Annotated in this window: 24 protein-coding genes; 6 read left to right on the plus strand and 18 right to left on the minus strand. The window is 41.5% G+C overall.

Going from position 1 to position 23,165, the window contains the following annotated elements; translation table 11 throughout:
* Nucleotides 1-87: 87 nt before the first annotated feature.
* Entirely contained in the window at nt 88-1,320 is a 1,233-nt protein-coding gene (gene pepT, locus EV282_RS13980; RefSeq protein WP_130296383.1) for a peptidase T, read from the minus strand.
* Nucleotides 1,321-1,488: 168 nt separating this feature from the next.
* Here pepT and EV282_RS13985 point away from each other — a divergent pair, with 168 nt between their 5' ends.
* Nucleotides 1,489-2,472: a nucleoside hydrolase gene (locus tag EV282_RS13985; RefSeq protein WP_130296384.1), complete on the plus strand. Its 984-nt coding sequence runs from the start codon at nt 1,489-1,491 to the stop codon at nt 2,470-2,472.
* 234 nt (nt 2,473-2,706) lie between these two features.
* Here EV282_RS13985 and EV282_RS20320 read toward each other — a convergent pair whose 3' ends face one another.
* The 3 genes from EV282_RS20320 to EV282_RS13995 form a co-directional block, all read right to left on the minus strand.
* On the minus strand, nt 2,707-2,868 hold the full coding sequence (locus EV282_RS20320) for a hypothetical protein (RefSeq protein ID WP_165389303.1): 162 nt from the start codon (nt 2,866-2,868) through the stop codon (nt 2,707-2,709).
* 12 nt (nt 2,869-2,880) lie between these two features.
* A complete protein-coding gene (locus EV282_RS13990; RefSeq protein WP_130296385.1) occupies nt 2,881-3,303 on the minus strand; it encodes a DUF1801 domain-containing protein in 423 nt (140 codons plus the stop codon).
* A 344-nt stretch (nt 3,304-3,647) separates the two neighbouring features.
* Nucleotides 3,648-4,193 (minus strand): hypothetical protein, encoded by a 546-nt coding sequence (locus EV282_RS13995; RefSeq protein WP_130296386.1) that lies wholly within the window; start codon nt 4,191-4,193, stop codon nt 3,648-3,650.
* Between the two features lie 176 nt (nt 4,194-4,369).
* On the opposite strand from EV282_RS13995, the gene EV282_RS14000 reads away from it, so the two are divergent.
* Both EV282_RS14000 and EV282_RS14005 read left to right on the plus strand, forming a co-directional pair.
* Nucleotides 4,370-5,488, plus strand: coding sequence for a glycosyltransferase family 4 protein (locus tag EV282_RS14000; RefSeq protein ID WP_130296387.1), 1,119 nt, complete (start codon nt 4,370-4,372; stop codon nt 5,486-5,488).
* Entirely contained in the window at nt 5,485-6,657 is a 1,173-nt protein-coding gene (locus tag EV282_RS14005) for a glycosyltransferase family 4 protein (protein ID WP_130296388.1), read from the plus strand. Before EV282_RS14000 ends, EV282_RS14005 begins: the two co-directional genes overlap by 4 nt.
* Here EV282_RS14005 and EV282_RS14010 read toward each other — a convergent pair.
* Genes EV282_RS14010 through EV282_RS14020 form a run of 3 tightly spaced genes read right to left on the minus strand, consistent with a single transcriptional unit; the run spans nt 6,643 to nt 9,861 of the window.
* Nucleotides 6,643-7,788, minus strand: coding sequence for a glycosyltransferase (locus EV282_RS14010; protein WP_130296389.1), 1,146 nt, complete (start codon nt 7,786-7,788; stop codon nt 6,643-6,645). The two genes, EV282_RS14005 and EV282_RS14010, sit on opposite strands and share 15 nt — an antisense overlap.
* Before the next feature lie 14 nt (nt 7,789-7,802).
* Nucleotides 7,803-8,489 (minus strand): glycosyltransferase family 2 protein, encoded by a 687-nt coding sequence (locus tag EV282_RS14015; protein ID WP_130296390.1) that lies wholly within the window; start codon nt 8,487-8,489, stop codon nt 7,803-7,805.
* 13 nt (nt 8,490-8,502) lie between these two features.
* Entirely contained in the window at nt 8,503-9,861 is a 1,359-nt protein-coding gene (locus EV282_RS14020) for a sugar phosphate nucleotidyltransferase (RefSeq protein WP_130296391.1), read from the minus strand.
* Nucleotides 9,862-10,024: 163 nt separating this feature from the next.
* On the opposite strand from EV282_RS14020, the gene EV282_RS14025 reads away from it, so the two are divergent.
* On the plus strand, nt 10,025-11,005 hold the full coding sequence (locus tag EV282_RS14025) for a D-2-hydroxyacid dehydrogenase family protein (RefSeq protein WP_130296392.1): 981 nt from the start codon (nt 10,025-10,027) through the stop codon (nt 11,003-11,005).
* A 250-nt stretch (nt 11,006-11,255) separates the two neighbouring features.
* Here the strand turns inward: EV282_RS14025 and EV282_RS14030 are convergent, their stop codons facing one another.
* From EV282_RS14030 to EV282_RS14045, 5 genes are all read right to left on the minus strand, one after another.
* A complete protein-coding gene (locus EV282_RS14030; protein ID WP_242611882.1) occupies nt 11,256-12,557 on the minus strand; it encodes an Nramp family divalent metal transporter in 1,302 nt (433 codons plus the stop codon).
* A gap of 380 nt (nt 12,558-12,937) precedes the next feature.
* Entirely contained in the window at nt 12,938-13,573 is a 636-nt protein-coding gene (locus EV282_RS14035) for an FMN-dependent NADH-azoreductase (protein ID WP_130296393.1), read from the minus strand.
* A 22-nt stretch (nt 13,574-13,595) separates the two neighbouring features.
* Complete coding sequence (locus EV282_RS20325; RefSeq protein ID WP_165389470.1) at nt 13,596-13,742, minus strand: hypothetical protein; 147 nt, start codon at nt 13,740-13,742, stop codon at nt 13,596-13,598.
* Nucleotides 13,743-13,856: 114 nt separating this feature from the next.
* Nucleotides 13,857-14,036: an alpha/beta-type small acid-soluble spore protein gene (locus tag EV282_RS14040; protein ID WP_130296394.1), complete on the minus strand. Its 180-nt coding sequence runs from the start codon at nt 14,034-14,036 to the stop codon at nt 13,857-13,859.
* Nucleotides 14,037-14,224: 188 nt separating this feature from the next.
* Complete coding sequence (locus tag EV282_RS14045; RefSeq protein ID WP_130296395.1) at nt 14,225-14,794, minus strand: nitroreductase family protein; 570 nt, start codon at nt 14,792-14,794, stop codon at nt 14,225-14,227.
* Nucleotides 14,795-14,997: 203 nt separating this feature from the next.
* Here EV282_RS14045 and EV282_RS14050 point away from each other — a divergent pair, with 203 nt between their 5' ends.
* Nucleotides 14,998-15,315 carry a MerR family transcriptional regulator gene (locus EV282_RS14050; protein WP_130296396.1) on the plus strand — a complete coding sequence of 106 codons (318 nt, stop codon included), beginning with the start codon at nt 14,998-15,000 and terminating at the stop codon, nt 15,313-15,315.
* Nucleotides 15,316-15,350: 35 nt separating this feature from the next.
* On the opposite strand, the gene EV282_RS14055 is transcribed toward EV282_RS14050, so the two are convergent.
* Genes EV282_RS14055 through EV282_RS14065 form a run of 3 tightly spaced genes read right to left on the minus strand, consistent with a single transcriptional unit; the run spans nt 15,351 to nt 18,385 of the window.
* On the minus strand, nt 15,351-16,079 hold the full coding sequence (locus EV282_RS14055; protein WP_130296397.1) for an exonuclease domain-containing protein: 729 nt from the start codon (nt 16,077-16,079) through the stop codon (nt 15,351-15,353).
* Entirely contained in the window at nt 16,076-17,050 is a 975-nt protein-coding gene (locus tag EV282_RS14060; protein ID WP_130296398.1) for a DUF294 nucleotidyltransferase-like domain-containing protein, read from the minus strand. The genes EV282_RS14055 and EV282_RS14060 overlap by 4 nt, the downstream gene beginning before the upstream one ends.
* A gap of 60 nt (nt 17,051-17,110) precedes the next feature.
* Nucleotides 17,111-18,385, minus strand: coding sequence for an ammonium transporter (locus EV282_RS14065; RefSeq protein WP_278043774.1), 1,275 nt, complete (start codon nt 18,383-18,385; stop codon nt 17,111-17,113).
* Between the two features lie 212 nt (nt 18,386-18,597).
* Here EV282_RS14065 and EV282_RS14070 point away from each other — a divergent pair, with 212 nt between their 5' ends.
* Complete coding sequence (locus EV282_RS14070) at nt 18,598-18,795, plus strand: hypothetical protein (protein WP_077362752.1); 198 nt, start codon at nt 18,598-18,600, stop codon at nt 18,793-18,795.
* Between the two features lie 294 nt (nt 18,796-19,089).
* On the opposite strand, the gene EV282_RS14075 is transcribed toward EV282_RS14070, so the two are convergent.
* From EV282_RS14075 to abc-f, 3 genes are all read right to left on the minus strand, one after another.
* Nucleotides 19,090-20,064: a bile acid:sodium symporter family protein gene (locus EV282_RS14075; protein WP_130296399.1), complete on the minus strand. Its 975-nt coding sequence runs from the start codon at nt 20,062-20,064 to the stop codon at nt 19,090-19,092.
* A 242-nt stretch (nt 20,065-20,306) separates the two neighbouring features.
* Nucleotides 20,307-21,179: a hypothetical protein gene (locus EV282_RS14080; protein ID WP_130296400.1), complete on the minus strand. Its 873-nt coding sequence runs from the start codon at nt 21,177-21,179 to the stop codon at nt 20,307-20,309.
* Nucleotides 21,180-21,434: 255 nt separating this feature from the next.
* On the minus strand, nt 21,435-23,165 hold the full coding sequence (gene abc-f / locus EV282_RS14085) for a ribosomal protection-like ABC-F family protein (RefSeq protein WP_130296401.1): 1,731 nt from the start codon (nt 23,163-23,165) through the stop codon (nt 21,435-21,437).

Raw genomic sequence — 23,165 nt, forward strand, 5'->3', positions numbered from 1 at the left:
TCTTTCATTGATGGATCTACCTTTTAACAAATTCAACAAATGGAAACTCTCTGTTTAAAGCTAACCACTTATGAATGATTAGAATTTTTATGCTTGCTCCTCAAACAGCTGTACGAGCTCTACAATGACTTGAGTTGCTTTGATCATGTTATCGACCGAGATGTATTCGTGTCTGCCATGATAGTTTTCTCCGCCTGTAAAAATATTCGGTGTCGGCAGTCCCATATACGATAGCTGAGACCCGTCCGTTCCGCCGCGGATCGGTTTAACGATGGGTTCGATCTCTAAATTCTTCATCGCTTTGTAGGCGAGGTCTACGATTTCCTTAACTGGTTCGATCTTCTCTCTCATGTTGTAATACGTATCTTCCATCTTCAGCTGGATGTTTTCTTCGCCATACTTTTCTCTCAGTTCATCAACGATTCCTTGCATCGTCGCTTTTCTTTTCGCAAAAAGTTCCTTGTCATGATCCCGGATGATATAAGACATCTCAGTCACTTCGACATCGCCTTTCAACCCAATCAGATGGTAAAAGCCTTCATACCCTTCTGTATGTTCAGGTGCTTCGTCCGCAGGCAGCTTGTTGTTCAGCTCCATCGCGATTTTAGCAGAGTTGATCATCTTTCCTTTTGCCGATCCTGGGTGTATGTTCTTGCCCAGAATCTTTATTTTTGCATCTGCCGCATTGAAGCTTTCATATTCCAGCTCGCCAAGAGGTCCGCCGTCCATCGTGTAGGCAAATTTAGCGCCGAATGTGGCCACATCGAACTTATGCGGACCGCGGCCGATCTCCTCATCCGGTGTGAACGCAACTCTGATCTTGCCGTGCTTGATCTCTGGATGGTCGATCAAATATTTCATTGCCGTCATGATTTCTGCTATACCGGCTTTGTTGTCTGCACCAAGCAGTGTAGTGCCGTCCGTCGTGATCAGCGTATGACCTTTGTAATCCTGTAAACTTGGAAAAGCTTTTGGTGATAGTTCGATATGTAAGTCTTTGTTCAGTATGATTGTTTCGCCGTCATAGTTTTCTACGATCTGCGGCTTGACGTTCGTTCCTGTAAAATCGGTCGCAGTATCAACATGCGCCAAGAAACCGATAACCGGTACATCTTTTTCTGTGTTAGATGGAAGAGTTGCCATCACATAGCCGTTGTCGTCAATCGTCACTTCCTCCATGCCGATCTGCTTCAATTCTTCAACGAGCATGTTTGCAAGGGTCAGCTGCCCTGGTGTTGAAGGGGTAGTTTCGCTATCATAGTCTGATTGTGTGTCCACTTTTACATAAGAAGTAAATCTATCAATGATCTCTTGTTTCAATTTTCACTCAACTCCTCTTATTTTGTTTTATCATAGCATGTTTTTCTGATGGTTACCTGTTCTGATAATCGTTTGTAAGACCATTCACCTATTTAAATAAAGTTCAAATTTTCAACAGTTAATTTCATCGTATGGGTGCATATATTTAAGATTGAGGGGGGCACACCTATGTACAATACGTTATTATTTTGTGATCCTGGAATTGATGATTCACTCGCGATCATGTATGCACTGCTTAATCCTGAAATAAATGTAGTGGGCATTGTTTCAAGCTACGGAAATGTGCCTCAGCAGCAAGCCACTCAGAATATCGCGTATCTCTTGCAGCTTGCAAACCGTCCCGACATCCCCATCATTGCTGGCGCGCGAAGTCCTTTTAGCGGGGAGATCGCCATTTATTACCCTGAAATTCACGGTGAGGAAGGGCTCGGCCCGATCCGTCCGCCAGATACGATTCCGCGTGAGATTCTTAATTTTGATGAGATCTTTAAAATCATAAAACGCTATGAGAATAACCTGGTTATCGTCGATGTAGGAAGATCAACCTCTTTGGCGACCGCATTTATATTAGGTGGCGATGAGCAAATGAGCAAGATATCAGCTTTTTATATTATGGGAGGTGCCTTTCTGGTACCCGGGAACGTCACCTCGCTTGCGGAAGCAAACTTTCATGGTGATGCGATCGCATCAAATCTCGTACTCAATAAAGCTAGGAACGTCTACATCTATCCATTGAACGTGACAAACTATGCTATCATCAAACCTGAAACAATCAACCAAATATCTTCAGCAAACTATAATTCTTTTACACCTTTAATCAAACCGATCTTTGATTTCTATAATGAAGCGTATAAAAAGCTGGTGCCAGGAATAGAAGGCAGTCCGATTCATGATGTTCTGCCGTTATTTGCGATGAACAATCCCGATAAAATGGCGTATGTGGACAGAAAAGCATCGGTTTCAATCAACATGGACGATACAAAAGGACTCAGCCAAGGAGACTTTAGACCACGAGCTCCACAAGATGAACCTCCTGATGCGGTTGATCACATTGCCAATTGGTTTGATTACAACGCTTTTTTGCAGGATTTTATAAAAACCATGACGAACAGAGGCAATCGCATATTTCACAAAAAACCTTCATCCGTCTAAACAACTTGTCCCCTCCCGCATATGATATAGTATCAGCGCTACTGATAAGGTGCTGTTACAATAGCGGGGGTGATTTTAATGGGTTGTTGGAATAAATGTGAGTCTTCTTCTTCATCTAGCTTCATCTTTCTAAAATGCAAAAAATGCAGAAAAAAGAAGAAAAAGAAGTGTAGCTGCAAAGACAAACACTGATTTTAAAATCTAAAAAAGGAGTCCGAATCGGGCTCCTTTTCGCTATTTCTTTTTCTTCTGTCCGCTTGATATGGCAATACCGAACACAATCCCTATAGCGATACCCATACCGATGTTTTTTAGAGCGAGTCCGATCGCAATGCCAATCGCCATCCCAATCGCAAACCCGCTGTTAGAAAAAGAGTATGTCTTTGATTTTTTCAAGGTTACCTCCTTTTATTCTTGCGGATATGTTTTTTGTAAAAAGGCTACAGACTGCTGGATCAATTTCTTTAACACTTCAACATCAATATCAGCTACTTTATTTATGTATACACAAGCGGCGCCTGTCGTATGCTTACCGAACTTATTCAGTAATTCTTCCCTGTTCGGATCTCCTGGTGCAAAATAAAGACTGATTTTCGCTTTGCGCGGCGAAAAGCCAACGAGCGCTGCATCGCCTTCATGACCAGTTTTGTACTTGTAGTGATACGAACCAAAACCTATGATGCTCAGTCCCCACATCTTTGCCTCAAAACCGGTCGTCTCAGTAAAAATATCTAACAGTTTATAAGCATCTTCTCGCTTTTTTGGGTTTTCTACGTTTTCAATAAACTCGATGACACTATTATCGTTTACCTTTGTTTTCAGTTCGTACATATTGGTACTCCTTTACTCTATTTTTGACCTATGATATGTCTTCTACATGTAAAATCCGTATCCTTTTAAAAGTTCGTCTTAATAATGTGCAGTTTCGAACCTCGAAACTGGTCATTACACGGTACACCCAGGGGTATAATTTGCCAGCAAGGGACTTGAATCCAAAAGTTTTAAGCATGTATCCACGAGTTTCGATGCTCAATCCACAAATTTGACCCCTGAATCCAAAAGTTTTTATCGTTTATCCACGAGATGTCATTCCTCGACAATATCTGCACTTCCTTATTCTCTTCCAATGAAAAAACAGGCGGAATCAACATCCGCCTGATCGCCTCACAGAACCGCTAGCACTTACTGCAAACAACAAAATTGCTGAACGGGAAGAACAATGCTGGATCTGCCTGCTCAAGTCCCGCCTCTTGGAAGTTAAACACACTTCCTCCAATGACCGAAATCTCGGCAAGGCCGCAAAGTACTGTACTTCTGTCCGAACTAACGTTGAAATCACCTTTTGCTGTTACGCGATAAACTGCATTGCTTTCATCTTTACCCAATCCCAAGCCACGAGGAATATTTCTTTCAATTCGTGTACACGTATGGGGCTTTAAAGTGAAGTAACCTAATTTAATTTCTCTTTCTTCAATGTCTTTATATACATTTATGTGACCACTCACAGGCTCTCTTGGTTCAAGACAAACACCCAGTGTTACTTTAACCTTGAGATATTTGTCTGTTGGATTTTTTAAAATGATGATGATTCGATCGTTTTCCCTTCCGCCTTGAAGCTCCGAATCAACTTCTTCCGGAACCAGGAACGGACCGGTGGTAATTTTTACTCTACTGCCATTATGTTTATCCTTGGATTTCGATTTATTTTTCGATTCACTCATTTAAAGCCCTCCTAATGTTCTGTTCTGCACTGTCATTAAACCTCAACATATTAAATGCAGTACTCCTTAAAAAGGAATGGGCTCTTGGGCAATTTTGTGGTTTTTTACATGTGGAGTGGCTATGGACTTAGAAAAAACATATACATATAGATGTACGTATAAATGAGGTGATACATATGAGGATTGGGCTAAATTTATTGACTCTTTCCAAAGACAGATATGGAGGGGTTGAGCACTATGTTAAACATCTAATCGAATATCTGAAAAAAGCAGATGAACGTGTAAAATTATTTTTGTTTCTTACAAAACCTAGCAGAGACATTTTCGATGATTTTCAGGATCGCATAAAAAAAGTCATGTTGAAGGGATCTAAAATTCAAACTGAAGTCCACAGCCGAATACAGGAACACCAGATCGATGTCTGGTTTTCACCGGTTCACAAATCGTATATCCCAAATATCCAGGTACCTTCTGTCGCGACGATACATGACGTTCTCCATACTCGCTACCCTCAATTTGTACCGGGAGAACTTCAAGAAAACAACCGGTATTATGAAAAGTTCACTCCATCCTTCGATGCCGTATTAACCGTTTCAGCGTTCTCGAAAAACACGATATCCAATCAACTTCAAATTCCGAAAGAAAAGATTACAGCTATCTATCCTGATGCACCTGAGGTTTTCAATCATTTTAAAGAGAAGGATCAGAATAACAATTTCATCGAACAGCTCGAAAATGGATTTACTCTTTATCCAGCGAGCTATAACCCACATAAAAATCACCTTACTCTCTTGAAAGCGATCGTTTTTCTTCGGGATCATCATAAAACGCGTATCCCTCTTGTTCTTACAGGATTTGCTGCTTCAGATAACCGAACGTTTCAGTCAGTCTTATCCTTTATACAGAATCATTCACTCCAAGATCAGGTAAAGATTCTCGGCTATGTACCAACGGAAGCTATGCCTGATCTGTATGCCAAGGCATCGTTCCTTGTCTTCCCTTCCCTTTATGAAGGTTTTGGTATTCCTTTGGTGGAGGCTATGAAATCAAAATGCCCGATCATCTGTTCCGACAGAGCATCTATTCCAGAAGTTGCGGGTGATGCTGCTCTTTATTTCAATCCCGAAAGGCCTGAAGACATTGCAAATAAGATGCTGAAAATCTCCCATCCTGAAACAAGGAATGCTCTTATCAGTAAAGGGATGGTTCGATCAAAGATCTTCTCATGGGATCAATGCGCCAAAGAAACACTCGCTGTGTTTCAGCAAGTGATTAAGAGGAATGATAAGCGATGAAAAAAATGCTGGTGTTAAATCATTTCCCGACCGTATATCCTCCGACTAGCGGTGGTACTTTACGCTATTTTCATATTTATCAGGAGCTCAGCCGCTATTTCGATGTTACTCTGCTTTCCCAAACTTTTAACCATAAAGGGGGTTTGTTTACATATTCTCCTACCTTTAGAGAATATAAAGTAGAGAAAGATTCTAATTATCATAACGTGGTGCAAAAATTACAGCACAATGAATCATCCTACGAATTTGGCTTAATCATACAGACTGAACTGTCCAAATATCCTACTCTATTAAAAGAACAATTTGAATCTCTCTATGAAGCTGCCGATCTAATCGTTCACGAGTCTCCTTATTTGTTTCAGTATGATCACTATTTTGGAAAAGATTCTAAACTTCGAATCTATAACAGCCATAATCACGAATACAAGCTCGCCCACCAGATTTGGAAAAACAACCTGGCTAGAGACTACCTTCCAGTGTTATTTGACTTGGAAAAAAAGCTAGTCAGAGGTGCAGATCTTATTTTCTCAACCTCAGAGGACGAAAAAAATAGTTTGATAAAAATGTACAATCCAAACCCTTCAAAAATAATGGTGGCACCAAATGGGATCGAGCCATTTGAATGGCTTTCAAGTTCAGAGTCCTCTAACGAACAACCAACCGCGTTTTTTATTGGAGCAGATTATCCACCTAACATTGAAGCAGTGGATTTTATCATTAGTCAACTAGCTGACAGCTGTCCTGAAATTCAATTCGTTGTCGCTGGTGGATGCTGCACTTCATTTACGTACTCTAGCAAACCTAATGTGAGACTCTTGGGAAGAGTGCGCCACAAACAAAAACTAAGATTATTGGCAGAAGCTGATTACGCCATAAATCCTATGTTCACCGGTGCTGGGGTTAATCTGAAGACATTAGAGTTTTTATCTGCCGGACTTCCATTATTCTCAACGGAATTCGGTGTAAGAGGATTGAATGTAATCCCAATGAAACACTACATTCCGGCTGAAAAAAATAACTTTGCTGGCACACTCAAGCGTTACACATCTGATAAAAATGTATTAAATGAAGTTTCCTTCAATGGTCAAAAGTATATAAATAATCACTTTTCGTGGCAAAGCATTGCCGAAAACATGCAAGTTGAACTGAATAAATTATGTTCCCATTAAACTATCAATAGCTTTTATTATCGCCACACCTGCTTTTTCCCAAGTCAACTTCATCATATCTTGTCTGCCTTGTGCTCCTTTTTGTTTGCACAGCTTTGGATTTAGAAAAGCATACCTCATCTGCTGCTTTAAATGCTCAATATCCGCTTCTGCCCATAGCTGACCTTTCTCAGCAAAGCTAGGGTAGGTGGTGGATATCGCTTTCTCAATACTGATCGAAGGACTCTCTAGTTTATATTTCACTAAAAAGGAATTCTTGCCGTTTAAAAAATCCATCTGTCCGCCCCACCCTGTTGCGATCACTGGCAACCCGCTCGATAACGCCTCTATAAAAGGCAGCCCTACGCCTTCACCTCTCGTTGGAAGAACAAATGCATCTCCTGCGGTATAAAGTCCTTTTAATTGTTTTTCCTCGCAGATCCCTGTTATCACATAAAGAGGTGCCGTCTCTTCACCATATCCAAGCTTTCTTTTATAATCCATAATGGCACTTCTGATACCTTTTCGTGAACTTCCATATGTCTTGATGACCAGCAGCACCTGGTCATTTGATGTGAATGCTTCCCAGTATGCATGCAAGAGACTCTCTGGATTTTTTCGGTGCTGGAAATCAAAGACTGAAACAAAAACAAACCGTCCCTCTTCTTCAGACAACGGTGTTCGCGGATTGGCGGGATGAAACATATCCGTATCGGCCCCATGAGGAACCAGGAAAACAGGAACAGAAACGCCGCTGTTTTTCAGTGCCTTTATATTATGGGTACACGGTACACATACGGCGTCAAAGGTTTGAAGGATCGCCTTCCAAGATTCTGGTATCTTATTCGTTTCCCAGACTGTATTTAAAAGGCAGTACTCATACTTCGCTCTCTCTTTTTTATCAATAAAAGCCGGAGGAGAATGACAGATTAAAATTTTCCGTTTATGGTTTGATAGAGGTTTTTCTATGAGCTGCTGCAGCCTCTCTTTTTTCTCTCGGTTCTCTAGAGTAAAAGGAAAATTCCACGTATACGTCTCAATTTTCACGTCAACGCCTTGCCTGTCTAACGCCAGTGCATATTCCCTGCTTGCCGTTCCGTATCCTGTTGCATCTAGAACAGGTCCACGCCAGATCACTTGATAGTCTTTCATGGTCTTCTCCTTTTTCATTCGAGAATGAGAGACTTATAATCTTCTGTATAACAAACGATCGATGATTTTCTTTTCAGTGCGGCATTATTGACATTCCATGTATGATGACCGGACCGGAAAGTGCGTATGCATACGTAATTTCTTTTATCTGCTGAATACAATTTCAAATTATTCTTTACACATTGCTTTAAAAAAACAGTATCTTCTCCAAGGTTCAGAGCAGGAAACTGGATGTTCTCACAGATTTTTTTATTAAAAAACAAAGTAGCTCCTTTCAGACCTTGTTTCACGAACATCTTCTCTCTTTTCGGACTATTGATAGAAAGTAATTTTTCATCCTCAAAGTACATGTAGACTGACCGTTTCCCTACTACATCCGCTTTCGTCTCCTGCAAAGTATCGAACGCATGGTGAAGATAATGTGGTGCGTAATAATCGTCGTCATCAAACTTGGCGATATAAGGATAGCTGGCTTTTTGGATCCCAGCATTTAAACATTCGCCAAGCGTCGTCTCTTCAGGGAGTTGATACACGGATACGGCTTGGAACGATCTTGCCCTTGCTTTCCATTTGTCTAGCTGTAACTGGTCATTATTTAATACAATAATCATTTCTTTTTCTGCCATTAATTGATTTTCGTAATTCCGAAAAACGTTCTCCATCAATTGTTCTCTCATTGTGCAGCAGATGATTGAGACCATGATCCTCTCCACCTTACGTACATTGTTGTACTGCCTCGTCCCATGAATACGTAATACGCAGTATGTCGTTCTCGTTAATTTCAGCTCCCATCTGCACTTCAATAAACGTAAGAGGCGTTAACGCTTTAATCGAATGGCTGCAACCTCTAGGAATTCGAATGACGTCCCCCGCTTTAATTGAATGCAGCTGGCTGTTTACAATTACTTCACCAGAACCTGAAAGGATGGTCCAGATCTCCTGTCTATTCTGATGCACATGTAGACTGATGTTGCAGTTCGGCAGCACGTTTACGAATTTTGTAAAGGACTGCTGCTCATCCGCCTCGTCTACTTTTTCTAACACCTTGTAGCTTCCCCATCTTTTTTCCACATAGCGGGGTATTTCTTTTGTATGCTGCAGCTTTACTTCTGCACATCTGTTTTTATCCGCTACAAGTATTCCATCTGCGCCAGCCACAATCATACTATTTGAAATTCCTATCACATGAACCGGCTGCGGCAATTCGTTTACCACATGTGTATTGATTGAGTCGTCTGAGATCATGCCCCGACCTGTGACCGATGAAGTCATATGTTCACTTATCGCCTTCCATGTACCAATATCTTTCCACGGTCCGCTATAAGGTACGACGATCGAACACTTACTATGCTCAGCTACCTCTACATCAAAGCTTAATTTGGGAAGCTTATAATAAACGCTCAGCAGTTCAGCGTATTGTGTTGGAATTCCTTTTTCCTTCAACAACTGAAGCATAAAGCTCATCTTGAAACTATAGACTCCGCAATTCCAAAGCGCTTTTTTCTTTATTAATTCAGCCGCTTTTTTCGTATTTGGCTTTTCAATAAAATGTGTGATCTGGAAATAGTCATTGGACTGTTCTATGATGTTTGGAACGATATAGCCTAGCTGATCGGAAGGAAATTCAGGTTCAACACCTATGTGTGCTAGTTCTGCCAAGGATTTTGCGAGGATAGAAGGCACTTGTTGGATAAGGTAAAAAAAGGACAGGTCTGCAAATGCGTCAACAGGCAGAACACAAATCGTTTCATCGATTCCTGTTTCCTGTTTTGAATGCAGATAAGCAATTGCTAATGCTACCGCTGAAAAGGTACCTTTTTGACTTGGTTCACAGATGATTGGTATTTGTGCAGATACTTGGTTTTGAATGAGGTCTTTCTGTTTTTGATTCGTAATAAGATAAGTCTCTGAAATAAGACCAACATCTTCAAGTTGTTTACATACACGCTGAAGCATCGATTCTTTACGATTATTTTCTGTGCTTAGCAGTTTTAGAAATTGTTTAGCCCTGATCTTGTTCGATAACGGCCAAAGTCTTCTTCCGGCACCACCTGATAAAAGAAGAATTTTCATATCAATCCTCCTTTGTGTAAAACAGCCTCTGCTATATTATGAAAATCAGGAAGGTGATATGCGGTTCTGTCAGCACATTATAAATGCAGTTTAAATAGAAGAAATTTCCTTCATATTACTTTATGATAAAAATTAGTGAGCAAACATGATGGGGTGAGCAAAAATGAAAGTAGTCATTTTAGATGATTGGGAAAAAAGTTTTGCAGAAAATCCAGAAATAGAGCGGTTGCGACAGCACTTTCACGTTGAGATCTATCACGATCAACCCTCTCATGATGATCTTTTAAGCCGTATCGAACAGGCAGATGTTATTTTACCGATAAGAGAACGTACGCGTTTTTCTAAAGAATTGCTTCAGCAACTGAAAAATATTAAACTAATCGCTCAAACCGGTGCTGGTATCGCTCATATTGACATGGATGAGGCGAACAGGCTGAACATACCTGTAGCCACCACTCCTGGGGGGTCTGCTGCTGTTGTGGAATTAATCATCGGCATGATGATCAACCACTCCCGCAATCTTTTGTACTTACATCAGCAGATGAAACAAGGACATTGGGCAGAGTCAGTCGGTCTGGGACTTGAAAACAAAACGGTAGGTATTATCGGGCTTGGCAAAATTGGTTCGGGCGTCGTGAAAATGGCAAAAGCATTCAATATGAATGTTGTAGCGTGGGGACCCCGATTAACGGAAAACCGTGCAGAATCTCAAGGTGTTGAATTCTGCGGACTGGAGGAACTGCTGCAAAGAGCTCATTTTGTAGTGATTTCAGTGAGACTCGTTCCAGAAACAAAACACCTGCTGACAGAGAAACACTTCAAGCTAATGAAAAAGGAAGCTTTTCTGATTAACACGTCCCGAGGAGAAGTAGTGGATGAAGCTGCACTTGTACAAGCATTAAAAGAAAATTGGATTGGTGGAGCAGGTCTTGATGTTTTCAACCATGAACCGATTGATCAGAATCACCCGCTCTTGAAACTGGATAACGTAATCTTAACGCCTCATATCGGATGGAAGACAGATAATATGTTTCATCAGTTTTTAACTGTAAGCATTGATAATATCCTTTCTTTTTTAATCAAAGGAAAGCCAAAACGAGTCGTAAACCTTGAAAAAATCCATAAAAGTGAGCCCACCGTTTGATCGATGGGCTTTTTTTCTTTAGGCTCTTTTCTAAAAGATTGTTGCTTTTATGTAGTTTTTTTCTTTCCTTCACTGTCAAGTTGATTGGAGTGGAGGGTGCGAGACTCCTGCGGGACGAGCGGTCAGGTGAGACCACTCAAAGGCGCAAAGCGGCGAGGGGGCTCACCGCACGCCCCGCGGAAAGCGAAGCAACCTGGAACGGAAATCTACTACTTTCAAGAGCAACAAAGTTTGCGAAAACAGCCTTTCCTTAAAACAGCTTTTGCAATTCGTTTAGTCCAAGGTACGCAAACATAAGAAGGCATCCTATTAAGACTGCATTGGTCACCCATTTGTTGCGGTACTCTGCGTCCACTTTCTTAGAATTCAACAAGATGATGAGTGAGATCGCTAGAAACGGCATGAACAAAGCCCCGAGGACTCCATAAATGATGATGAGCTGCACGGGTTTTCCTAAAAAGAAAATAAGCATCGGCGGAAATGTCAGCCAAGCGAGATATGCACGGTAAGACTTATCTTTTTCCGATACAGGCTTAACTTTGTGAAGCTCTTCCTTTTTAGTTCGAATCGTCCTTAAGAAGTCAGCAAACAAGTACGGTACGCCGTTCCATACACCTAGAAGTGAAGTGAAAGCAGCTGACCAAAAGGCAATCAATAAAAGCCAGCGCAACGGTGTTCCGAATTCTTGCCCCAATAATCCGGCAAGATCAAGCAAGCCTTGGTCCCCTTCCAGCTTCACATCTGTCCCAAATAGGAATTTTGCACCGATCACAAGTGCTGCCATCGTAAAAATTCCCGTAATTACATAAGCGGCTTTCGTATCCAATCTCATGATGGGAACAAAAGCTTTTCCTTTCCAGTCCTTTTCCTTCAGCCAATACCCATAGGACGCCATCGTGATCGTTCCGCCTACACCACCTATCAAACCTAATGCGAGCATGAGCGACCCTTCAGGCATCCGAGGTACAAAACCGCCTGTGAATTCACCGATTGATGGTAAAAAGAGGAGAGATGTTCCAATGATCGTGATGAACATTACACCGATCAAAATCGTCATGATTCGTTCAAACAGCAAATAACGGCCAGTCCACACAAGCGCGAATCCAACGAGTGAGTGAACGATGGCCCATGCCCAGATCGGCATGATCGGCAGCATAGCATGCATGCCTAACCCGCAAGTCATCGCGGCTGTTGCTCCGTAAATATAACCCCAGATAACGGAGTACACTCCAAAATAGTTGGTTGCCCACTTTCCGAGGGAATGCCAGCCTTGCAGGATGGTTTGTCCTGTTGCAAGATACCAGCGTCCCACACCTTCGTTTAAGTAGTATTTTAAGATAGCTCCCACAATAATGGCCCATACGAAGGTCATACCGAAAGAAGTTCCGATCACAATAGCAGTGATCATATCCGCTGTTCCCACCCCAGTGGCAGCGACTACAAATCCTGGACCAATCATTTTCAGCTTTTGCCCTATTGTCTGTGGCGGCAAAGGACCAGAATCTGCTGTTGCTTGATGCAGGTCATGATTCAATGATGATTCACTTTTCAAGTTTACTCCTCCTCTACTAAATCATTTCGGAAACGTTTTCAAAATAGTATTTACCCATTATGACATAGTTCAGAAAATTCATTCAACTGTAAGTTTAAAATTTTCTGAAATTCAAAAGCTGTTTTCGCAACCTTTAATGCTCTTGGAAGTGGTTGATTTCCGTTACAGATGCTCGCTTTCCGTGGGGCGGGCGGTGAGCCTCCTGACGCTATGCGCCGTTAGTAGTCTCACCTGTCCCACTCTTCCCACTGGAGTCTCGCATCTTCCACTCCAATCAACTTGTCCTTGAAGAGGAAAAAAATCAAAAGCAAAAATCCTTTAAAAAGCTAAATAAAAAGCCCGTGAAAAATCACAGGCTTTAAAATCTCCATTTTATTGTGTTAGAAAGTATGCGCCGCATCCTTAGCCCTTGCAATGGCATTTTCTTTTATCTCGTTTGCTTTATCAGGCATTGCGGCATGCCCTTCGACAAAAACGCCCTCGAAGGATGGAATCCCGAAAAATTGCATGATGATGCTTAGATAGCGATGTCCCATTTCCATTCCTGCTGCAGGCCCTTCAGAATAAATGCCTCCGCGGGCTTGGATGTGCATAGCTTTTTTGTCAGTTAAAAGACCAACAGGGCCTTGTTCAGTGTATTTGAATGTTTTTCCGGCAACAGCTACTGAATCGATGTATGCTTTCATAACTGGCGGAAACGAAAAATTCCACAATGGTGTAACAAAAACATATTTATCTGCTGAAACGAACTGATCACACAACTCTGTGAGTCTTCCTACTTTAGCCTTTTCTTCTGAAGACAGTTCTTCAAACCCTTTACCAGATTGAAGTTTCCCCCAGCCTTTGAAGACATCCACATCAATTTGCGGAACATCGTCCTTATAAAGGTCGACATTCACAATCTCGTGATCCGGATTAATTAATCTGTATTCCTCGATAAACGCTTTTCCTACAGCCATGCTGTATGACATTGTATCATCATGCGGATGTGCTGTTATGTACAAAACTCTTGTCATAGAATGAACCTGACCTTTCTATTTATTCATTTGCTTCATGTAAATAAGGATTCCCGCTAATCTTTGCTCTTACTTCATCCGTTAATTTAAACGGCTCTGTAATAATCTCTTGCTCCGTTTCATTTGTGCTATGCAAACTTCCATCATAATGAATTGGTTTATTATCCATTCATCACTCACCCCCCTCTATATTTTAAACCATATATTTACATCTATACATTTACAATTTATTATAAAAAGGCTACCTGCTTAAACAGATAGCCATAGCCATGTTATTTAATTATTAACGTCCGCCAAGAGCTTGTGCTACAAGACGCTTCGTGATCTCACCACCTACAGATCCGTTTGCACGAGATGTAGAGTCTGGTCCAAGGTTAACACCGAACTCAGAAGCGATTTCATACTTCATTTGGTCGATAGCTTGTTGAGCACCTGGTACTACTAATTGATTGTTTCTAGCCATTATTTTCACCTCCTTTAATTATTAAAGTTATAATGCCACTCCCCCTTTTTCTTATACACTCTAGGAAGAGGTAGTATTTGTTAAGACAATAAAAAAAGAACGATTGTAGTCAATCGTTCCCGTGAAACTAATGGCAAACTTTAAATTTCTTATTTTTATTTTCTCCTAATATTTAACTAATATTCCGATTAGTTCATCCACACTGTAAAATCTTCAAAACCTGTTTTCTTTACCAACTTTGTTGTTAAATCTGAGTACCCGATAAAAATAAAACCCGCCATTTCTCCTTTTGGTGTAAGTCCAAAAAAATCCTTCACTTTCTCATGATAGGTTACAGCACCCGTTCTCCAAATCGCTCCTAATCCTAATGAATGCGCAGTAAGCAGCATGTTTTGAATCGCGCTGCAGACTGCCGCGTATTCTTCTTTCATGATAACGTTCTTCTTATCTCCTGGTTCCACTCCTACAGCGATTATAACGGGTGCTCTTAAAGGATTATTCCTCGCTTTTTCTGCTTTTTTGGCCCATTCATCCGGTTCTAAATCTGTATGTTCAATTCGTGCAATCTCTTCTAAAATCGCTCCAAGCTTTTTTCGGCTATCTCCGGTTATTACAAAAAAACGCCAAGGTTCCGTCCTGTAATGGTTTGGGGCATAAGTTCCGGCTTCCAGAATTTTTTCGATGCAATCAGAAGGAACAGGGTCATCTTTAACTTTCCCGATGCTTCTTCGTGTTTTAATCGCTTCTATCACATCCATAATCGCAACACTCCCCTCCTTATTAGAGTTATTCTGACCTTTCTGTAAGAATGCTTAATAAATAGGAAGTAATCACCGTTTTCCATAACCAACATAAAATTAATGTAAGGAATTCTAACATGAATATGATATAATAAATAACAATATTCTGAAAAACTTCGATTTGTTAGCTTTCTTTCATCCTAAAAAGTGGAGGTCACTCTATGTCTGTTGATAAAACATCATCTTACAAAGACAAGAAAGTAATATCCATCGGTATCGTCAGTGAGCTGACAGGTTTGTCAGAACGTAAGATTCGATATTACGAAGAAAGAAAGCTGATCTTTCCTGAGCGTACAGGTCGGGGAACCCGGAAATATTCATTCTCTGACGTGGAAACATTGATGGAGATCGCCAATCAGATAGAAGATGGTGTCCAAACCTTTGAGATCAAAAAGGAAATGACGAAAAAACAACAGCGAGAAGAAAGAAACAAGATGATCCGCGGACAGATCAACGCACAGTTTAATATAAGAAACTAAAACAGCTGGCTCCCAATTGTAGGATGCCAGCTGTTTTATCTTGAAAGCTTTTCATATACATCACGCAGCGTTTTACAACCCCGCTCTTGAATCTTATCTACATACACACTCCAAAGTGCAGCAGTCATCTTCGCATCTCCTAATGCATGATGCCGGTCTTTTACAGGAATTCCGCAATGTTCACAGCAATCTTCCAGACGGATCAGGTTTGAATGTGGATCAGCAATTTTTAATAAAAACGACGTATCTACGATTCTGTGTCTGAAATGGGTTCTGAAAAGCTTCCAATTGAAATGCTGCAGAAAGCTTTTTTCATGACTCGCATGGTGCGCCACGAGGACTTCGCCTTTTACAAACTCATAAAAGGCGACGAGTACTTTTGATAATTCCGGAGCTCCTTCAAGATCTTCTTCCTTTAATCCTGTCAGCTGTTTGATCTCAGGAGTAAGTTCAGCATTGCACTGGACTAATGAATAGAAACACTCTTCATGCCGTACCTCACCGCCTTTTACTTTTACTGCACCAATCGAGAGGATCTTATTCCCTTGGTCTGGAAAGAAGCCGGTTGTTTCGAGATCGAATACAACGACATTCAGTTCGTTCAGCGGAATCTCAAGACTTTCTTCTAATTTCACTTCTTTTTGCAATTGTCTTAAAAATGCGATATGCTGCGCGCTGGATTGCCCTTGTATCGAAGCATAAATACTTGAATTGACCTTGCCTTGCATCTGTTTCATAAACTGTACGAGCGGATTGATCCTCACCTTCTCATCATTCCTTTGATGACTGACTGTGTATAATCCTGCAGTTTCTGTCCATCTTTTAGAATCTGTTTGAGTTCTTTTCTTTCATCTTTAGTTAATTCTTTTATATCCAGATAATGAATATCATCATAACTTTCGGTCATTTTCTTATGATGCAAAAGCCTGTAATGAAGCAGTTTCTCAAAGGCATTCCTATAACCTTGCAGTTCGCGTGCGTATTTTGGAAGCTCGGATAAAGCTTCAATCCTAGACAATGTCGAAGCTCTCTCAACATCCTCTTTTAACGCTAACAATCGAAAGGCATTCACATAAGGCAGGAATCCAGATTGTTTGATATCAATGCTGCCGGCATGTGAACCGTGTGTTTCGGGCAAAAACTGCCGAAAAAAACCGACGGCCTTTTTGGTATGAATCGTATTTTCTAAAAAACGCTCTAACAGATCTGGTTTATCCTTGATGGCGTCGTGAATATATTTTTTTAATTGAAGGATGTATTCCCTCTCTCCTTCAAGCACCCTTGCATCATAAAAGATCAGCATATAACGAATGCTGTCAAAGCTTTCTTCGTTCAACCATTTTTCCAGCTGTTCGGTCCAGCTCGCTTTTGATCTGCACCAGACGGGATTCGAACTCATCACGTTCCCATCACAATACGGATAACCCGCTTCATGCAATCCAAAAGATAATTCTTTTCCGAATGTGTTAAAGTAAGCGCTGTTCTCTTCTCCATCTTCTTCATAGACGATACCGTGGTCTTGATCGCTTATGATCGCCTGTTCGAACCTGCCTGCACTGCCCATGACAAACCAGGCATATCTACATGGAGGATGCCCCGCTTTCTCTTTCACTTTTTTAAGAGCCGTTTCAAATACTCGTTTCATTATAGAATCGTGAAATGCATTCAATTCCTCTGAGGATTCTTGTTTTTCGATCTGACTGTCCCGCCATTGTTTTATTTCGATATATGACATTAAAAACACATCCAATTGTGTAAAAGCATTGAGGCTATCCCCAATGCTTATCACACAGATTTAATTTGCAATTTTATTCTTTTCTTCGTTTGTCCTGAAAGCTTCCGGATAACCGTAGTTGCCGTGCTCACTTACGTCAAGCCCTATAATTTCTTCTTCCTCACTTACTCGCAATCCTTTCATTACTTTTTTCATGATATATAAAATCGCGAATGAGACAGCAAAAGCGTAGATGGCGGATACGGAAACTCCCATCGCCTGAACCCCAAGCTGAGAGAATCCTCCTCCATAAAATAATCCTGGCTGACCGACTGCCGCGAGTTCAGGTGTAGCGAACAGACCCGTTGATAACGTGCCCCACACACCCGCTGCACCATGAACAGACAATGCATAGATCGGATCGTCTACTTTTAACCGGTCGAAGAACTTTACACTGTAGAATACTAAGATTCCGGCTACAAACCCGATCACAACAGCGGCCCACGTTTCAACGAAAGCACATGATGCTGTAATCGCCACAAGTCCTGCAAGTGCACCGTTTAGTATCGTCGGTATGTCTGATTTACCAAGAACCATCCATGAAATGATAAGTGCAGCTACTGCCCCAGCCCCAGCAGCAATATTTGTGTTAAGTGCAACGAATCCAAAAAAGCCATCGTCTACAACAAACGTGCTGCCGCCGTTGAAACCAAACCAGCCTACCCATAATACGATAACTCCAAGTGCAGTATAGACTTGGTTGTGGCCAAAGATATTGTTTGCTGTACCGTTTTTATTGAACTTGCCAATACGCGGTTTCAATAAGATCGTTGCTGCGAACGCAGCCATCGCACCTGTTAAGTGAACAACTGTCGAACCTGCAAAGTCTTGCTTGCCATGTTCAGCCAACCATCCTCCACCCCAGATCCAATGAGCAACAACTGGATAAACAACAACCGAAAAGAGAATCGCGAATACGAGATACGCCGATAACTTTGCGCGCTCTGCAAAACCACCAAACGCGATGGTCAACGAGATGCCAGCAAAAGCTAACTGAAAAAGGAAAAACGCTGCTGTTGAATATGGCATGTCACCTGTTTGTTCACCTGAATAGAAAAAGTCTGACAAGCCGATAAAGAAATTAGAGTTTCCCCCAAAAATAAATCCGTAACCAACCGCCCAGAACACGATGGACGCCAGCCCAAACGTAAAGACTGTTTTCCCGGCAATATGACCGGCGTTTTTCATTCTAGTGGAACCCGCTTCAAGTAAAATAAATCCACCTTGCATCAAAATAACGAGCAGTGCACCTAGCACCAGCCACACACTATTTAATGAAAATATGATTTCTTCCAATTTTGAACGCCCCCTGTATGTGATGTTTCTTTCATTCTATACAGTTCTGGCGCAGATTCTACTGTCATGTCAGAAAATCTAACATGGTTTTTTCATCAAATAAAATCCTTCTTTTTTCTTTACTTTTCTATTACAAATATTTTAAGGAAAAAGGGACACTCGACTAATAGGGAGAATTTATTATTATTCTGAAATACGAAGGGGGTTCAATTTTGAATAAGGATCATTTTGAACTGTTTCTAGTTGAAGCTGCCATTGAAAACAGATTACATCGCGTGGTATATACGGTTCCTTCAGTACCTGAGGCGTATGAGAAGTTTATGGGAGAAATAAAGAACAACCAGGATGTGCAGAAGATCAAATCACTTTCTGTAAAAAAAGGGACGATTCCGATCGACATTTTCAAATAATATGATGACGAAGTGAAAGGGAACTTCCTTATTGGGGAGTTCTCTTTTTAGTCCTTTTGCAAGAACGTCTGTCGTAAACATTTTGAAAGTAGTTGATTTCCGTTCCAGGTGCTCGCTTTCCTCGGGACGTGCGGTGAGCCTCCTGCCGCTCTGCGCCATTAGGAGTCTCACCTGTCACACTCGTCCCGCAGGAGTCTCGCACCTTCCACTCCAATCAACTTTACAAAGAAGAACGTCTTAAAAACTCTATAGCAACATCATTTTGATAAGAGCCTTTCGCGAACACTATTTCTATTAGAAGGTATTGACTTCAGCTTCATGCAGCTCGTTCGCCGCGGGGGGTTCTTCTGTTCTTTTTCCCCACCACGTGGCTAAGAGCGGCCCTGAGATGTTGTGCCATACGCTGAAGATGGCGCTCGGTACAGCTGCGAGCGGTGAAAAGTGAGCAACTGCGAGAGCAGCACCTAGGCCTGAGTTCTGCATACCAACTTCTATCGAAATCGCCTTTTGATCGGCAAAATTCAGTTTTAATGCTTTTGCGATTAGAAAGCCGATTAAAAGACCCAGCACATTATGAAGGACAACAATTGAGAAAATCAACAGACCTGTTTCAGCGATTTTCCCGGCGTTTACTGCTACTACAGCAGATGCAACGGCTACGATTCCCAAAACTGAAATAAGCGGCAAGACGGCGATACTCTTCTCTACCTGCTTCCGGAATAGAACTTTTACAACAATTCCTAAAACAATCGGGACGAGCACAATCTGTACGATTGATAAAAGCAGGTCCCCCGCTGAAACGGCAAGCCATTTACTCGCAAACAATAATGTTAATGCTGGTGTTAGGATTGGCGCTAACAAGGTTGATACAGAAGTTACCGCAACCGATAACGCTGTGTTTCCTTTCGCTAGAAACGTCATGACATTCGATGCTGTTCCACCAGGACAGCACCCTACTAAAATGACGCCGACTGCCACTTCTGGCTCTAGACGGAAAAGTACAGCCAGTGCAAACGCTAAGAGCGGCATAATCGTGTATTGAGCAAACACTCCGATCATAACGCTTTTTGGCTGCTGAAAAACGGCTTTAAAATCATCGAGCGATAAAGTCAGTCCCATGCTAAACATGATTATGCCCAGTAACAGCGCAATGTGGGGAGCGATCCATGTGAATCCACCTGGAATAAAAAAGGCTAAAATGGCAAAAAGAATCACCCAAACTGCGAATGTACTGCCTGCTGCTTTACTTACTTTCTCTAGAAAACTCATGGTTCTCACTCTCCTTTTATGAGAGTATAAACTAGTTATCAGAAATTTCAATATATATTCAGTTAAAAGTTGAAAATTGTTTGTTTCACCTGGCTCAAAATGTAAAATTGTTCGGTCGCGGCTGTTTTTTGTTCGGTGACGCCGATTTTTTGTTCGGTCAGCCATGTTTTTTGTACGGTCATGCCAAATTTTTGTTCGGTCGCGCCGATTTTCTGTTCGATTGGTTACAGGAACCAACTCATTCAATCACATGCAACATCCTCCAGCCAGTTATAGCGCGGCTTTTTCGCCATATGCTCTTTTCTCTTCTGCACCCCAAACATGCCATTCAGCGTTCCATAGAAATATTGAACGAAAGTGGTGTTGATTTTGCGATGTTTGTAGTGAAAAATGGTTGTTTTGAAGGCATCAATAACAACGTGGGTCATGAATTCCAGAGGCATATCGAAGTTGTACTTGTTATAAGCGAGACGGGCTTTCTGCCAGAACCTATAAATCTCAATGGCTCTGTTGTAAAAAGGTTTTACCGCTTGAATGAATTCTTTTGGAACATTGTCAGGTGTAAAGGTTTCATCGAGGTCTTTAAGAGAAGGATCATCCGGAGTTGTGTTTGTCGAGGCGCTTTCCTTACGTATGTTTATCTTTTGATCTTGATGATTTCTTAAGAGATTTATAGTTTCAGCCTCACATTTCGTTTGTTCAATCCTACTGTCACAAGGAGTTTCGTTTTCCTCACGCTGGATCACTCCTGTTTCAGACGGTGGATCAAAGCGATTAAAGACAAAGACATTATGAGCGAAACCCCCACCTGATCGATATGTTTTGTGAACGGTGAGAATGCCGGCTTTCTTGGCTTTTCGCAGCATACGGATGATGGACGCCCTTGATACTCCCTCCCCCTTTTCACCGCTTCTTTCAACAAGCGTATCAATCTTTGCATTCGCCACACCCGGCACGACCACACTATATTGGCTCAACAGCTCAAAGGCTTTGAACTCAGACTTTGAGAAAAGCTGAGGATGATCGTCTAAAAAACGCTTCTTATGCTCATTAAACTCTCCCACATTAGTAAACTGGCTAAATCTTGTGAACTGCTTGATATTCCCTGCTCTCACTCTATTTCCCCCTTAACAATTGACTCACCTATAAGTGGTTAGAAAACAGAGAAAAGAGCCATTAGAAAAAATATTTATTTGCATTTGTAAAAAATAGGAAAAATATGTGATGGTTTCGATTTTTTATTTGATTACTGGTCTCAGCCTATGACCATCGAAATTATATCCATTTGAGTCGGACGATCCTGACTGATGTACAAATAACAAATACAAAAAAGCCAGCTCAAAAGTTTTCCTTTGAGCCAGCTGATATTTTTATAGTTCTTGTATAAGTTTCCTCTTTCTTTCCATAAACTCTTGTAAATCCTGATCGACTTGCAGGTATTCATCGGTACCTGTTTTACAATAACTGATCTTACCAAGCAGTTCAGTTATTTTATTTTCGACCAATACAAGCTCATCAGCCAAATTCCGATCAGGCTGACCAATCGTCTCTGCCTTCTTTTCCTCATATTCTCCTAACCCCATCTCATAGCGATTAATACGCTTATTCTCGATAACGAGCAGCTTATCGCAAAGCTTCTCCACGAAAAATCTGTCATGAGAGACGATGATGAGGGTGCCGTTAAATTCACTCAGTGTTTCTTCTAGCTGCTCCCGGCTTGGCAAGTCCAGATGATTCGTTGGCTCATCAAGAATAAGAACATCATAGTCTTGAAGAATCATCTGCACAAGCTTCACCCTTGTGCGTTCCCCTAAACTAAAATGAGAGATTGGCTTTGATAGTTTAGTGTTATCGATTCCCATGTTCGCAAAAATGGTTTCTGCTTTTCTGACTCGGTCCCGTTCCTCCAACACTAAATATTCATAGACGTTCTTCTCTTCAGGGAGATCACTGACGTCCTGTGATAAATAGGCGATTTTCATCGATTCACTTTTCCAGATCGAGCCCTTCGTTAACGGCTCTTCCCCCAGCAGCATCTTAATAAAAGTCGTCTTCCCTGCTCCGTTCGAACCGAGTAGTCCTACCCTTTCACCGTGCTTAATGTAAAAGTGACTCTTCTCAAATAGGATGTTGTCTCCAAACTGTTTCGTCAGCCCTCGTGCTTCAATCAGCCTTTTGCCTCTTTTACCGGCAGCATCAAAATGAAAGAACACGTCTGTCTCTTCTTTTGGTTTTTCCACACCCTTTTTGGACAACTCCAGATTCAACCGGTTCAGCTTCGACTTCACCTGTTTATCCTTTTTCCTCGCTTTCGCCCGTTCGAACTGCTTGAGACCCATCTGTCTGTTTTCAGATAGAGAGCCGCATTTACCCGCTTGTTTGTGTGCTTTTTCAGCAAAGTTCTTGATCGTGCTGACTTGTTGTTCGATCATCGCAACTTTTCTTTGCTGTTTTTCATAATCACGTTTCTGCTGTTCATACCGGCGGGTTTTCTCTATGCGGTATGCGGAGTAGTTTCCTTCGTATATAGTAAGCTTACCCTCTTCGATCTCAAAAATTTTATTCACCGTCTGATCCAGAAAACGGCGGTCGTGCGAAATGATGAGAGCCGCTCCAGTATATCGGTCCACTTCTTCTGTCAGCCATGTGATCCCCTGAAGGTCCAGATGATTGGTAGGTTCGTCTAGGATCAAGAACTCTGGGTGGTTTGCCCAAATCTTCGCGATCGATAACTTCAACCGCTCTCCACCACTTAGGTACTGAAACTCTTCTTTTTCAATAATTTTTTTATGAAGGCCCAGCCGTTTACTCGTCTGAAACAGTTCTTCTGCTGAATTCAATAATTCATCTTGCACATTCAGCGTATAATCTGTGGATTGCGGCAGATAGCCCATCTTCAAGTTTGACGGCCACGTTGTGATTGATCCCCTATCATGCTCCACTCTTCCCATAAGCATATTCACAAGCGTCGTTTTCCCGCTCCCGTTCCAGCCGACAAGCCCGATTTTCTCACCTTGCCTGATTTCAAAACTTATATCTTTTAAAATTTCTCGTTCTCCAAATTTTTTCTGCAGATTCTTTACTTGTAATACGATAGACAT

It is taken from the genome of Fictibacillus sp. BK138, from assembly GCF_004216955.1.
Lineage (GTDB): Bacteria > Bacillota > Bacilli > Bacillales > Fictibacillaceae > Fictibacillus.

Coding starts and splice junctions, on each gene's coding strand:
- abc-f (WP_130296401.1), bottom strand. CDS start 23,165: ATGTCTATCGTATTACAAGTAAAGAATCTGCAGAAAAAATTTGGAGAA.
- EV282_RS14040 (WP_130296394.1), bottom strand. CDS start 14,036: ATGGCTAGAAACAATCAATTAGTAGTACCAGGTGCTCAACAAGCTATC.
- EV282_RS14025 (WP_130296392.1), top strand. CDS start 10,025: ATGAAAGTAGTCATTTTAGATGATTGGGAAAAAAGTTTTGCAGAAAAT.
- EV282_RS14015 (WP_130296390.1), bottom strand. CDS start 8,489: ATGGTCTCAATCATCTGCTGCACAATGAGAGAACAATTGATGGAGAAC.
- EV282_RS14035 (WP_130296393.1), bottom strand. CDS start 13,573: ATGACAAGAGTTTTGTACATAACAGCACATCCGCATGATGATACAATG.
- EV282_RS20325 (WP_165389470.1), bottom strand. CDS start 13,742: ATGGATAATAAACCAATTCATTATGATGGAAGTTTGCATAGCACAAAT.
- EV282_RS14060 (WP_130296398.1), bottom strand. CDS start 17,050: ATGTCATATATCGAAATAAAACAATGGCGGGACAGTCAGATCGAAAAA.
- EV282_RS14005 (WP_130296388.1), top strand. CDS start 5,485: ATGAAAAAAATGCTGGTGTTAAATCATTTCCCGACCGTATATCCTCCG.
- EV282_RS14050 (WP_130296396.1), top strand. CDS start 14,998: ATGTCTGTTGATAAAACATCATCTTACAAAGACAAGAAAGTAATATCC.
- EV282_RS13985 (WP_130296384.1), top strand. CDS start 1,489: ATGTACAATACGTTATTATTTTGTGATCCTGGAATTGATGATTCACTC.
- EV282_RS14010 (WP_130296389.1), bottom strand. CDS start 7,788: ATGAAAGACTATCAAGTGATCTGGCGTGGACCTGTTCTAGATGCAACA.
- EV282_RS14045 (WP_130296395.1), bottom strand. CDS start 14,794: ATGGATGTGATAGAAGCGATTAAAACACGAAGAAGCATCGGGAAAGTT.
- EV282_RS14000 (WP_130296387.1), top strand. CDS start 4,370: ATGAGGATTGGGCTAAATTTATTGACTCTTTCCAAAGACAGATATGGA.
- EV282_RS14020 (WP_130296391.1), bottom strand. CDS start 9,861: ATGAAAATTCTTCTTTTATCAGGTGGTGCCGGAAGAAGACTTTGGCCG.
- EV282_RS13995 (WP_130296386.1), bottom strand. CDS start 4,193: ATGAGTGAATCGAAAAATAAATCGAAATCCAAGGATAAACATAATGGC.
- EV282_RS13990 (WP_130296385.1), bottom strand. CDS start 3,303: ATGTACGAACTGAAAACAAAGGTAAACGATAATAGTGTCATCGAGTTT.
- EV282_RS14075 (WP_130296399.1), bottom strand. CDS start 20,064: ATGAGTTTTCTAGAGAAAGTAAGTAAAGCAGCAGGCAGTACATTCGCA.